The 13,132-nt window shown below is 51.8% G+C and carries 8 protein-coding genes; 3 read left to right on the forward strand and 5 right to left on the reverse strand.

Annotated elements, in window-relative coordinates; all coding sequences use genetic code 11:
- Positions 1-19: 19 nt before the first annotated feature.
- Together EPL00_RS07380 and EPL00_RS07385 are read right to left on the reverse strand one after the other, a co-directional pair.
- Positions 20-211 (reverse strand): rubrerythrin-like domain-containing protein, encoded by a 192-nt coding sequence (locus tag EPL00_RS07380; RefSeq protein ID WP_135851114.1) that lies wholly within the window; start codon positions 209-211, stop codon positions 20-22.
- Positions 212-1,064: 853 nt separating this feature from the next.
- Positions 1,065-1,469, reverse strand: coding sequence for a hypothetical protein (locus EPL00_RS07385; RefSeq protein ID WP_135851113.1), 405 nt, complete (start codon positions 1,467-1,469; stop codon positions 1,065-1,067).
- A gap of 108 nt (positions 1,470-1,577) precedes the next feature.
- Here EPL00_RS07385 and EPL00_RS07390 point away from each other — a divergent pair, with 108 nt between their 5' ends.
- From EPL00_RS07390 to EPL00_RS07400, 3 genes are all read left to right on the forward strand, one after another.
- Complete coding sequence (locus EPL00_RS07390) at positions 1,578-2,327, forward strand: hypothetical protein (protein WP_135851112.1); 750 nt, start codon at positions 1,578-1,580, stop codon at positions 2,325-2,327.
- Between the two features lie 365 nt (positions 2,328-2,692).
- Positions 2,693-6,301, forward strand: coding sequence for an Eco57I restriction-modification methylase domain-containing protein (locus tag EPL00_RS23775; protein ID WP_135851111.1), 3,609 nt, complete (start codon positions 2,693-2,695; stop codon positions 6,299-6,301).
- A gap of 27 nt (positions 6,302-6,328) precedes the next feature.
- The gene (locus EPL00_RS07400; RefSeq protein ID WP_135851110.1) at positions 6,329-7,147 is read left to right on the forward strand and encodes a PDDEXK family nuclease; all 819 of its coding nucleotides are present in this window, start codon (positions 6,329-6,331) and stop codon (positions 7,145-7,147) included.
- Positions 7,148-7,428: 281 nt separating this feature from the next.
- Here the strand turns inward: EPL00_RS07400 and EPL00_RS07405 are convergent, their stop codons facing one another.
- From EPL00_RS07405 to EPL00_RS07415, 3 genes are all read right to left on the reverse strand, one after another.
- Entirely contained in the window at positions 7,429-8,376 is a 948-nt protein-coding gene (locus EPL00_RS07405; RefSeq protein WP_135851109.1) for an endonuclease NucS domain-containing protein, read from the reverse strand.
- A 77-nt stretch (positions 8,377-8,453) separates the two neighbouring features.
- Positions 8,454-12,254, reverse strand: coding sequence for a helicase-related protein (locus tag EPL00_RS07410; protein WP_135851108.1), 3,801 nt, complete (start codon positions 12,252-12,254; stop codon positions 8,454-8,456).
- Between the two features lie 334 nt (positions 12,255-12,588).
- The gene (locus tag EPL00_RS07415) at positions 12,589-12,861 is read right to left on the reverse strand and encodes a winged helix-turn-helix domain-containing protein (protein WP_135851107.1); all 273 of its coding nucleotides are present in this window, start codon (positions 12,859-12,861) and stop codon (positions 12,589-12,591) included.
- Between the last annotated feature and the right edge of the window lie 271 nt (positions 12,862-13,132).

The raw sequence follows: 13,132 nt of genomic DNA on the forward strand, positions 1-13,132 counted from the left end.
TCCTCGGTACGACACCGAGCTACGACCGCACGAACGTCAGCGCCCCGCCGCAGTCGGGGCATTTCGGCGGCAAGTCGTCGTCCGTTCCGACGACGTACCCACAATCGACACACTCGCAGGCCCCCGACCGACTCTGTGCTATCGCGGCGTCCGGAGTCGGGTTCACCGTCGGATGCCGAATACCTATCGGTGGTCCATCACTTACGGCCATAATCGAACAGACGGGACGAATCCCTAAATATGTTCCATAGCCATTAGAACATACCTCAGTGTTCGTCTATACTTTTCAGTAATACCGTGATTAGACGGCCGGTCTCTCGAAGATTCGAGGGCAGTGATTCGAGAAAACAAACGTCACTACTGGGCGTTTGGTTCGGCAGAGAAGTGCTCCGTTAGGGATTTGAACCCTAGTCCTTGCCGTGAGAGGCCAACCCAACTCGCCACATCAAACCGACCAACTTACCGGAACCCCTCACACCAATCCCCGGTCTGAACTGATGACACCCCGATTCTCAACGTCGCACCTTATAAATCACCTGTTCATTGCCACCTAGGCAACCTCGACTCACCGGATTCTTTTATCCAATGTCCCGGCCATAATACTATGGTTCGGTCGAAGTCCCTTAGCGGCGTATTAGTAATGATGGTGTACATCTAGCTGATATTCTGCTAACATGCCTTCAAGGACGCGGTAGAGGGTGTCGAAGGGAGAGTGGACGACGTCGCTTGGGATAAATTCCGGGGTGAGAACGCGTGTACCAGCAACTATGAATGTTGTAGGAAACGATAACAGTAGTTGATAATACGGTTTCTTATTCAATCTGTCATTCGTAACCGACTCGGGGGTTTTGCTCAATGCGTGGTGTAGATTGAGCATGGGAATCCCTATCAATTAAGTGTGGTATTGCGAGGTGCGTGCTGAATCCAGAGCGTGAATTCAGCACGGCACACTCATTTCTTTCACGCTGAAGTCAGCGAACCAGTTGTTCAGTGGATCTGCCCACCTACCGAACCAGAACACGCGCAGGTAGACCTCGACCACCTCGCTGTCGGCGTCGGTCTGGTTAGTATCGACCACCCGATTCAAGGAACGCTTCCAATACCTTCCCCCAAGGGATTGGCGCACCGACCGTCACCAGACCGGCTCCAAAGACAATCATCCAAAAGCCCGCCTCGCTTTGATGGTAGAGCAACTGTGTCGCCCCTGCTGTTTCGAGTAGCACACCGAGAAGTCCGACTGGCCCTGCGACAATTGTCGCGCCAATAATACCGGCAAGAGAAACGAGGCCCGGAAGCGAAGTGATGAGTCCGACAGTTAGGTCAATAGACAGTAACGTGGCGGGTTCAGTTGCCGATGTGGCTTCTCGGGCGGAGCGAATCATAACGCCCCCAACGGTCGCCAGCAGAGTTAGAATCATCGCACCGAAGGCTTCAGCGACGCGGGTACGGAAGCGGTCAACATGGTTCATGAGAGGCGACACGTTCTGAACACAGATAATCCCTCTTGGTAGACACGACTATACGCGGATGACGGTAATTGAGGGGATTGAATAAGGTCTATCGAGGATATTGGCACAATGGGTAGTGAGATTGTATCTCGCGCGGCTCGCGGTCTTGTGGAGCGCTATAATCAGGGACGGGAACGTGCTGGCTTGAACAAAATCGGCCCACGGAAACAACGACACTACCGTAGACTACTCGTATACCTTGGAACGGGCGGCGTATTGATTCTAACTTTGACCGCTATCTTCGCATTCTTCCCATCCTCTGTACTTTCTCTTGTGAGCCTCACACTAGCGATATTATCAATTTCGCTGGCAATTTTCTCGTTCACTCAACCCGAATACTGGTATCCCCGTGATGTGGAATACCTGATTAAATCTACTGAACCCGACGAATGGGAGTATCAAGAAATAGAAGAGGAAAGCCGAACTCAATTTATTTACAAGAATAACAGAGACATAGTGCTGAAATTCCAACCATATAGTGAGCGCGAAGACTTTCACGAAGAGTGGGTAGAGAACTATATGAATGACACAGCGTACAAACGACAACTCGAAGTAACCCATCGAGGCCGTCGCTTGGATAACGTATATATTGTGTCAGTTGACGGGGGGAGCGACGACATTCCAATCCCGTCTCGCTTTGACCGGACACTCTCTGAATACGAGTATGAGTTGGGGCGCATACTCAATTGCGCTCAAGCGGGATACCTCGCACGAGATCTAGAGGATTATGATAGGGAGTACCACCAAGCGCTCAAGCATGGTGGAATATCGGCTGAAAACGATTCGTTCGAGATTGATTGGGACAAAGCCAGCCTCTAGACTATATTTCAGAAAGGGATAGTATAGAATTCTCCGACTTCCAACCCGGCGCTGGATTCAATCACTGCACTGAGCGATTGCCACTCTTCTCCTGACTCTCTTGACGCGTGTTGAATATGTGCCGTCTATTCAGCACGCTATTTCTGACAACTGTAGGTCAAGGCGTCGATGGTAGTGATAAATACACGCTCTGCATTTCGCGACGGTTACACAGGCAATTCTGAATAAAGAAACCGTACTACTAACTACTGATAAATGTATTAAGTGGAAGAGAGGGAATTCCACTACTTCCGGTACCCAGCCAGGCCACAAACACCAAACGATAACTGAGGTACTTTTTTACGGATACCCTGACTGGTTCCTGTATGACTCTCCAGCAGATTACGACAGACGATATCGCTGACTGGGACTCTCTTGACGCCATTGCCACCTCTTTTGAGAAGCGCGGACTGAAGCCGAAACCGGATCTCGGCGACGACAACGAGCTTGTCCTCCAGGTTTCCGATCGTGAGTTTATCGTTCTCGTCGAAGCAGGCCCCGGTGAATCGGCCTCAGATTTCAAGCCAGACGACCGCAGACGTCGAACGAACCTTGTCGCCACCAACGACTACGAGGAATTCACGTTCCTTACTCGCACCCGGGCACTTGACGGACAACAACACGGGCGTATCAAACACCAGAAGCTCTCGTTCACGAAAGAGCAAATGACCAGCAAGGGTGGCGAAAAGAACACCATCCTCCAGAAACTCAACAGTCTCGAATACGACTCACCAGCAGCAATCTCCGACGATCTCTACGACACCAAGCAAGTCGTCAGGGAGTTCTACCAAGAATTTGAGGAACTCCGCACCTATCTCGTGCAGGAAGTTACTGGCATCCCGGACGACCGTGGTGACGCGAAGCAACGCTATGTCCAGATCACCCTCGACCGGATGATCTTCCTTTACTTCATCCAAGAGAAACGCCTTCTCGACCGCAACCCGAACTATCTCCACGAACACCACGAACAACGGGCAAAAAACGGTAAAGACACCTATGAGTCATTCTATGAGCCGCTCTTCTTCGAGATGCTCGCAGAAGGTAAGCAAAACCTCGACTTCGGCTCCCTTCCGTACCTCAATGGTGGCCTGTTCTCGAAGAACCCCATCGAAGAAGAATTCGAAGACGCCCGACTCGGCGATACACCCGAGCACACCAACGAACTGTTTGGAGACATTCTTGACTTCCTTTCAGACTGGAACTGGAACGTTGACGAGCGACTCGACATCGTCGACCCCAAGAACCTCTCACCAGCCGTCCTTGGTCACATCTTCGAGCAGACGGTCAACCAGAAGGAGATGGGGGCGTACTACACGCCCGAAGAGATTACCGGGTTCATGTCCCGGCGGACGATTCATCCGTACCTCCTTGACCAGCTCAACGAAGAAGTGGGTGCCAAATACGATGAGATTGACGACGTGTTCGGGTTCCCTGCTCCGGACGCTGAGAGTGGCGTGGAGGCGCTCGCCGATGGTGGGGTAGTCACGGAACAAATCCCAACCGAGAACGTCGAGACACGGCACGTGGAGACGCTGTATCACGACTTCCTAAAGGATACTCGCGTTGTTGACCCTGCGGTGGGCAGCGGCGCATTCCTACTTGCGGCTCAGGAAGTCCTGCTGGACATCTATATGCAATGTATCGAGTTCTTTCAGCAGATGGATGACGAGGGGAAAACGTGGGAACTGGAGGAACGCACTGTTGAGGAACTGGAGCGTATCAATGAGGGTCGTGGAAGCGCTTCCTTATATGCGAAGCGGACAATCATTCTCAACAACCTGTATGGCGTGGACATTGACGATGGTGCCGTTGAAATCTGTAAGCTTAGATTGTGGCTCTCTATGGTGGCGGATATCGAAGATGAACCGAGTGAAGTCGAGCCATTACCAAATATCGACTTCAATATCCGTCAGGGGAACTCACTAATCGGCTTTACTGATATAGTCGAACTTACAGACGATGGAGATGCCTCACTCAATAATTGGGGCGCTGGTGCAGGGACTGGAGTCAAAGAGCTCTACGAAGACGTTATCGAAGCGATTGAGCGCCACCGTAGTGCTACGAGTGCCCAAGATGCGGCAAATGCACGGCGCGTGGCGGAGTCAAAAATCTCCTCACATAGCGGAGAACTTGACGAAAAGGTGATTGAACAGTTCCACGCAGCCGGGTTAGAGTCAGTTGATCAGGACTCTATTAAAGATTTCAATCCGTTCCACTGGGTTCTCGAATTTGCTCCGGTCTATGAGGCTGGTGGTTTCGACGTGGTGATTGGGAATCCCCCATGGGATCGGATTAAACCACTGCGGGATGATTTCTTCTCCAAATATGATGAGACATTCCGTACACGTCTTCCAGACGACAAAGATAGTGTCCAAGAGGAACTGCTCTCTGACGAAGAGATTGCGCAGGAATGGCAGGAGTACCAAGACGAGATAGAACTACGTGCTGAGTATTTCAAGAACACACCAGCGTACGATCTACAACGGCCTGAGATTGACGGACGAATCAACCCTAGCACGAATGACCTTTCATCGTTGTTCTTTGAGCGTGTGTTCAGTTTGGCAGGAGACGATTCTCGCGTCGCGCAAATTCTTCCAGGCGCAATTTTCAATGGCGCGTCGGGCAAAGATCTAAGAACACATCTGCTGAACAACACGCAACTAGATGTACTGAACCTGTTTGAGAACCACGGCATCTTTGACGGGGTTGATGACCGGTATATGTTTGGTGTGGTGGTTTTCAAGAATGAAGGCTCTACAGATTATGTCTCTGGAAGATACCAGGCAGGCGACCTCTCTATCTTTGATAACTTCGGCGAAAGAGCAATCCGAATCCCCCGGGATGTCCTTGAACTCTATTCACCAAAAGCGCGCATCTTCCCCCACATCGAATCTGAACGCAAATTAGAGGTGCTCAAATCCATTATCCAGAACCCGGCTATCGCTCCGGATGACGCTCCAAACGGGTACATGGAACCGTATCAAGGACTCCGCCGGACAAGTGACTCTGATCGTTTCGTCGATAAGTCTGAGGCAGAGTATCCCGTATACGGCGGGAAGAACATCTACCAATATTCATACACTCCCGAATTCATCAGTGACGTGCAGGAACCGGAGTTCTGGAGCGTTGAGGAAGAAACTGATCCCTCTCGCAGTGCCAAACAACGGATGCGAGAGAAAACCGTACGTGACCTCAAGTCCGCCATCTATGATGCGTTTGAGGGCACGGGATCTCAGAAGGGGTTTGTCAATGACCTACTAGAACAACACCGTGGTAAACCTCTCTCAGAAAGCGACGTTCTCCTTGATTCTACAGAGTACCGGATTGGACTTCGCCGGATAGCTCGTTCAACCGACGAACGGACACTCATCGCCACGGTATTGCCGAAAGGCATTGTCTGCCATAATACGTTATTGACTATCCCCAGCTACCTGATAACCCCCTACGAGGAGGGACTGTCGGAAGAACCCCTCCACAACTTCTACGAGAGTATGTTCACTGGCGATGAACTGTTCGCCAAACTGGGATTGCTCAACTCCATTCCGTTGGATTATCTACTCAGGACAAAGGTCGATACGGGGATTGTGATGTACAAATTCAAAGAGTCCCAAATGCCCGACCTCACCGATGGTGACAACTGGTTCCACTACATTTCTGAGCGTGCTGCCCGACTGAGCTGCTACGGTGAGGAGTTTGCAGAAATGCGCGAACGACTTGGTGGTATAGAGCCCGCGACTAACACTCAGGAGCGCCAAGAGATACAGGCTGAGATTGATGCTGCTGCGTTCCATGCATACGGGTTAGAACGGCGGGAAGTCCAGTTCATTCTTGATGACTTCCATCGGGTAACAAATCCACGAATGATGACGGAGAACTACTTCGATATGGTATTCGAGAAATTCGACCTGTTAGAGGAAGAAGGCCCCTTCAAGTAAGATCATCAACGATATCGTCCACTACAAATGGTTTATCACGTTGACGGGAAGAGGGTTACAGCACTTGACCCAACAAGCTTCGACTCTCTTGACCTGACGGAAGCGGACATTGAGGAGTGGATTATCGAGACACCCTCGATACTTGGTGAAGACCTACTCGTAGTCGCGTCACAGTACGCAAAGTTCGACCGGGCAGCGGAGCGCCCCGACGTCTTGGCTCTCGATCCGGACGGGAAGCTCGTGGTAATTGAGGTGAAGCGAGACCGCGCAGACAAGACGACTGATCTCCAAGCCATCAAATACGCGAGCTACTGTTCAACTATCAGCGCCGAAGAGCTTCAGCAGGATTATCGGGCGTTCTGGAATAAGCGCCGCGATGAAGACGACCAGCTGACGCCTGAGAAAGTGGGCGAGCGGTTCACTGAATTCCTTGGTGAGGACATCGTCTTGACAGAAGACGGCTACGCCGATTTCGTGCTGGACGACCGGCCACGGATCTTGTTAGCAGCGGGGGGCTTCGGCCCGGAGATTACCACACCCGTTGTCTGGCTCGAACGCGAGTACGGAATGGACATCACCTGCATCGAACTGGATGTACACCAACGGGACGAAGAGGTGTTTGTTAGTGCTCGACAGGTACTCCCGATTCCCGAGGCCGAAGAGTACATGGCCAAGCGACGTCAGAAGGAGCGACAACAGAGTCGGTCGTCGAGTCGAGCCGAGAGGGCGATCACTGTCCTACTTGAGGCGGGACTCGTCGAGGAAGGGGACATCGTCCTGTTCGATGGTGAAAGCCTTCCAGACGACGCTGAGAGAGAATATGATTCAGAGGACGACTTCTGGTGAGGCCGAATCACCGGGAAAACAGGACGGAGTGACAACGTCGAGTGGTTGGAGAACGGTGCAGAATACTCGTTCACTGCCCTCGCCCAGGAGGTACTCGAACAAGCGACGGATCGCGAATTCAATGTCAATGGCTACCCGTACTGGCTACACATAGAGCATGACATAAGTCTCTCCGAACTCAGACGGTCGAAGGTTGGCGATATTGACTGGTGAACGTGTTGAACTAGGGGACACCAATTGAGGCACTCCCCCTGAGAAGTATTTTTGGAACGAAGATACGCCTATTCCACTGGAACTTGGTCATATTCCAGTGTAACTCCGTATCGCTGTAGGGTTATATTGGCTTCCTCAAGCTCCGATTCTATTCCTTCATAGTCATAGAAGTCTTCAGCCACCAGAACCCCCTGCACCAGTTCCTCCCTTTCCGACCTGATATCTTGGAGGTATTGTTTGAGTTGTCGGACAGCGCTGGGGCCCGCGGCCCCTACCTTAGTCTCCACTACCGTTGTTACTGACTCACTCGACAGAAAGACGAAATCCGCGAACTGTTCATTCTCTGTCTGGTACTCCCTCTTTATATCCTCGGAAACGATATTTGCGTTGTCTTGGAACTTCTCTGGATTATCCCGTAAATGGGCTTGAATGACGCTTTCGTCAAACTCAAAATCATACGACTTTGGCTGGATTTTCGGTGCAGATTGTAGCTCCTCAACCAATACTTCTAGACTGTCTTTCTCCGCAGGATTCCATTGCTGGAGAGTGTTCGGGAGATGCGTCGATGATCTCTCCTTAGGCTGGAACTTCGTTGATAGCTCGTCTCGTACTACTGGCCCGCCGTTGTATTTCCATTCAGCAACGTCTCGATGGAGTTGGTGTGGGAAATCCTCGTGAATTCTTTCGTCTTCCCAGTCAATGTCCCCGACCTCTGCGACTCCTCGAATTACACTCTTGCCGCGGATTTTACGTTGACCGACTATAATGACGATGTCCCCCTCTTCCATGGGGGTTCTATCCTTGTGCTCGTGGCCTGCAAAGCACTTCACGACACTAAGGATATATCCGGGAGATTGGTCATACTGGCCCTCAATACTATCAATAATGTCACTATCCGGTACCTCCTCCACAACTTGTTTTGAAGCTTTCTCCCACCCAACAGATACGATGTCTTCTTGATCCCAATAAGGGAAGTATTCCTGGTGACCCGACTTAATCAAATAGCAGGTTGGCACACCTCTTTCATTTCGCGACCACTTAATAAAGGTATGTGCAAGACCGCGCTGGTAAAACCAACGTCAAAGAAAAGTGGTTATGAGCCGATAACTCCCCAACAGATGAGTCGGGCCTGGACAGCACTCTCTCCAACAAGTGTGGTCTGGTATTCTTGGGACGCTTCGATGTTGTCCTCGATGAAAGCCTCCAGTTCGTTCAAGAACTCCTTAACCGGCCAGTCACCGAGCGACGTGTAGTCAGGGTGTTCCCGGAAGGTCTCCCGCAATATTCGGTCTTCGTCCGTATTCTTGAGACTCACCCGATCGAACTGATCAAATAGCGCATCCGTCCACTCTCCGACCGTATCATACCTGTCCACCGGTGCAGGTTCATCACCGTACTGTGGCTGGATTCGCATCTGCATCATATCCAACACCATTTCCTGGGTTGCTGACTGACCACCGCCACTGAACACTTCCTCAACCTGCCCCTCTCGAACCGCTTCCAACCGTTCGGAGAGTTGCTCTTCTATCGCCTCCCGGTTCGCAAGAATCCTGTCAGTGTTCCCTGACAGGTGTTCCCCTTCAGTGTCTGGTGCAATACTGAGTGACCCGACTGGGCGCTCCTTGATGTCACCACTAAACGGTTTGTAGTACAATGCTCGCCGTACACGCCCAAGCGGTGCCTCTTCGGGTTCGCCAGTATCCTTGTTCTCGAACCACAGATGGACGAGCCCGAACACACCAGGACGTGGGCCACTATCGTGGTCGGTGGCGTTCGTGTAGAGAAAATCCCGGTCATCGGTCGGCTCACTGAAGTACCCTTCCGCAAATTCAAAATCGTCGGATGAGAGTCCATAGTCCTCGTTCAGCTCTTCTTTGAGGAGCACACGTTCGAATGCCGCGTTCTCGTCACTACCAGCATTCCGCAGTAATGGATTCTTCGAGGTGTCGTCCAACTCGTTGTAGTCGTCTACCTTCCGAGACCCTCGGATAGAAGACTCAATTTCCTCAATCTCCAGTTCACCAATGGTTTTCTCAGTCTCAACCCCCGCTTTCTCCAGCACTGCATCCTCGTTTGGGTCGAGAATATTGTTCTCCTTGCCGACGATGAGCGCGATGTCGTTGATCTTCGCCTGCAAGCGCTCAAGGAGCTTGATCGCAGCTTCGATGTCGCCATCGGGGTAGAAGTTGTGGACGTACTTGTCTGCTGTCGAGCCGATGCGGTCGATGCGGCCAACACGCTGGACGATTCGCATGGGGTTCCACGGAAGGTCGTAGTTGACGACAACTGAGATGTCCTGAAGGTTCACACCCTCGCTCAGGGTGTCTGTCGCAACCACGTACTGCAATTCTGTTTCATTACTCTCGGCTAGCGTCTGCTGGTACCCTGACGCCTCTGGGGCGAATCGTTTGATGATGTTTTGTTTGTTTTCGTCACCCCCTTTTACGACGGCACTATTTTCCGTCGTCATGGGTGAGTTCTCGTCGTTGACGAGTGTGCGATGGACGTAGTCGGCAGTTGCGCGGTATTGGGTGAAGATGAGTACCTTCTGGTCGTACTCATTCAGGACATTGGAGAGGCGATTGATTTTGGGGTCACGGAACTCGCGGAGGGCGAACACGCCTTCGTAGAAGTCCCGGGTGGCACTGTCGGCGTCACTCAAATCTTGTTGGGGATAGAGGACGGGGTTCGGGTCATCTTCGGGTATGTCCGGAAGCACTGCTGCACCGTGGTTGGCGAGCCATTGTTCCAGTTCGACTTCCATGTCCGCAATCGTCCCGGAGTCTTTGGCAACGCGACCGATGAATCGGGAGAGGAAGTACGCGAGGAGCGTCAAGTCTTCGCGGATGTATGTTTTCACCTCGCTTACTGTGACTTCCGTCAGTTCGTTGTCTGTGTCGTCCTCGTTTGCTTGAAGGGCACCACTGTCGAACCCGAATTCCTCAAGGGTTTGCTCCAGGTCTTCAGCGGCGTCTGAACCCTCCACAAAATCACCGATTGTCGTGTCTGCGTCGTCGTCCTTGATGGTGCGGAGGACATCGATGTCTTCGTCTTCCGGTAGTCCGTCGAGGAAGCCAAGGAGTGCCCGTTCACTCTCGTGTAACGTCTGTATCGATTGGACGAAGGCGTAGGTGGATGATTCGAGGCGTTTCAGCAGATTGAGTTTGTAGAGTGCTTTCAGTGTCCCACCGGCCTGGGGGTTCTTGATGGAGATGTGTGGGAGGTGCAGTGCATCCATCACGTCCGGGAGCATTCGATAGATTGGCTGGTAGGCAGGCGGCAGTGAGTACTGTTCTTTGTGGAGCTCCGGTGGTTTGAAGCTCATCTCGAAGTCGTCTTGGCCGGTCAGCGTCTCTTTGACGTGCTTTCGAGTGCGGAGCACCATCACTTCATTAAGAATCTCGGAGATTTCCTCGGAGTGGCGCTTCAGTTGCTCTGTCATCTGGCGCTGCTCTTCCTCGGTGGCTTCGTCTTTACCGGCGGCCACTCGCTTGCGCTCCTCGGCAAGGTCGATGTACTCGTCGAAGGCACTGAACTTCAGCGACGCCTTGTTCATCAACTCGTTTTCGTCGGTGAACAACCCGATGAGGTTCTTGAGGTCAGTAGCTGAGTTGTTGATCGGCGTCGCGGTCAACATTACCATTGTGTTGTCGCGGAGGAGACGAAGGTTCGCGTGCCGCCGAGTTCCTTTGTAATCATCGTTGTGATCCGGGTTTGGTCGCCACTTCCCGTGGTTTCGGAATCGATGTGCTTCGTCGATGAGCACCACATCGAATTGATCGTCCAGGTCGTTTACTTCCTCGTGTGTGAGGTTCTGGAACTGGCTGATGCTCATGACCTGAATGTGTTTTCCGTCCACTTCGAGACCGAAGTACGGCTCACCGTCCTCGTCAGTCGCGTCTTCGAGGAGCTCTCGCCACTGATCGGTCAGGTTGGCCGGAACGACGAGGAGGCACCGATCCCCTTGTTCCCGGTAGTCGTAGAGGAGTTCGCTTCCGATGAACGACTTTCCCAACCCGACAGAGTCAGAGATTATACACCCATCGTACTGTGACAACTTTGTTTTCGCGCTCTCGTAGCCGAGTGACTGGAAGTGGTAGAGGGGGCTGTCTCGAGAGGTTACGTTACCATCGAGTTCGTCATAGGCGAGAAGTTTGTACATCTCGAATGGTTCGAGGTAGGTGCCGAACTCCTCGGTTTCATCGTCATCAGTGTGCTTCTCTTGGTCTTTCCAGTCTTGGTATCTGCTGCTGTTTTCAATGATGTTGACGAGGTCGTCGCTGAAGTCTTCGGCATTGGCCCATTGGTTGTCGAACCAATCTTCGAAGGCTTCCGCGTCGCCGCGTTCCTGACTGGTGAGGTTCAGCTCGACGTTTCGTTGGTGGCCGCTGGCGGAGAAATTCGATGACCCGACGATAGTGACGGCAGGGCGGCGGTCAGTATCGCCTTCGCGGTCGTCTGGACTGTTGGGGGTGCCGCGGAAACAGGCGCCTTTGGCGTGGAAGTACCCGTTTTCTGGCACCTGTACTCGGATGTTGACTTTGTCGTTGGCGATGAAGTCGCGGAGGCGGTCGAGACGGTCGAGTTGTGCGTTGTTGAGTTCAGCGATGTCGTCTTTGACTTCCTGCCGGAATTGGCCACGGAGCGTTTGGCCAGATTCGATTTCTTCGGCGGTTTCGGTGTTCGTCTGGCGTCCCATCAGAATGCGGAACGGTGCATTATTTAGGGTGTCTGGGTCGCGTAGGTTGGTGAGATCGTCTTTGAAGAGGTTGAACCCTGAAAGGTAGAAATAGCCCGTTGCAATACGGATTTCTTCGCTTTCAGGAATGACCTTCTTGTATGTCTCTTCGAGCGTGGTCTCGGTGTTGTCGATGAGGGGGTCAAGAGAGAGCATGGTTCTGGATTTGAGATGGTGCTGACTTTGAGGGAGTCTATTCACGCCTGACAAATAAACACACCTCACCCTCGCGCACAGAAATCTTAGTAGATTCTTGCAGGAGTAGATTAGTTATCGAAAGAGTCGAGGGGTTGGTTTTCCGTAGAGGGAATAGCCTCTTTTACAACACCAACTTCAAGCAGGAACTCTCGGAGAGCCTCAGATTCATGTTCAGTAGAGGGTGGTGAGTGATATAGTTCCTCAACCACTTCACGCAGATTACTGTAAAATAGGGTGTTTGTGGTGTAAATTAATATGTTCCAAAAAGGGTAGCTACTGGGAATGAACTCGACTACTCGAATTCATCATTTTCAGTTTGATGTTCACTAGGAGTACTTGTGTGTCCAGGATACCACCAAACCATACTCCGCCCTCCAGCTTTCTTGGACTTTATTTGGCCTTGGTCGCGGAGTTTCTTTAGCCGTTTATACACTCCCCGACGACTGATTGGTAGTTGATCGGCGACTTCAGATGCGACGAGTACTGGATCTTCTGACTCTTGGAAAATGGTGAGAATTTCGTCGTCACTTACCTGGGGCTTTCGCCCAGGCTTATCGTCGCCCATTTGTTCCTTCGAGGGAGCTATAGGTTTAAAAAGAAATTGTACCCACGTAGGAACCAATACTGTCAACAACAAGTTTGGAAATCGCCAAATACTCTTATTTAGTACCCATGTAGGAACCAATTAGGCTCAGTCCGTCCATTACGACTGAGGTGCGCGAAAAGTCCGGGTGCCCAGTCACCCGGACTGAGTCTCACAACATAGGCTGATCGACCCATGTTAGCAACCGATCTACGAGGACATCAAGGTCACGCAGAGTTAGAGGCGTTTAGCG

This window comes from Halorussus salinus (assembly GCF_004765815.2).
In the GTDB taxonomy this organism is placed as follows: Archaea; Halobacteriota; Halobacteria; order Halobacteriales; family Haladaptataceae; genus Halorussus; species Halorussus salinus.

Excerpts from the sequence above, each read along its gene's own strand:
- EPL00_RS07385 (WP_135851113.1), bottom strand. The coding sequence starts at position 1,469 with ATGAACCATGTTGACCGCTTCCGTACCCGCGTCGCTGAAGCCTTCGGT.
- EPL00_RS07380 (WP_135851114.1), bottom strand. The coding sequence starts at position 211 with ATGGCCGTAAGTGATGGACCACCGATAGGTATTCGGCATCCGACGGTG.
- EPL00_RS23775 (WP_135851111.1), top strand. The coding sequence starts at position 2,693 with ATGACTCTCCAGCAGATTACGACAGACGATATCGCTGACTGGGACTCT.
- EPL00_RS07400 (WP_135851110.1), top strand. The coding sequence starts at position 6,329 with ATGGTTTATCACGTTGACGGGAAGAGGGTTACAGCACTTGACCCAACA.
- EPL00_RS07415 (WP_135851107.1), bottom strand. The coding sequence starts at position 12,861 with ATGGGCGACGATAAGCCTGGGCGAAAGCCCCAGGTAAGTGACGACGAA.
- EPL00_RS07410 (WP_135851108.1), bottom strand. The coding sequence starts at position 12,254 with ATGCTCTCTCTTGACCCCCTCATCGACAACACCGAGACCACGCTCGAA.
- EPL00_RS07390 (WP_135851112.1), top strand. The coding sequence starts at position 1,578 with ATGGGTAGTGAGATTGTATCTCGCGCGGCTCGCGGTCTTGTGGAGCGC.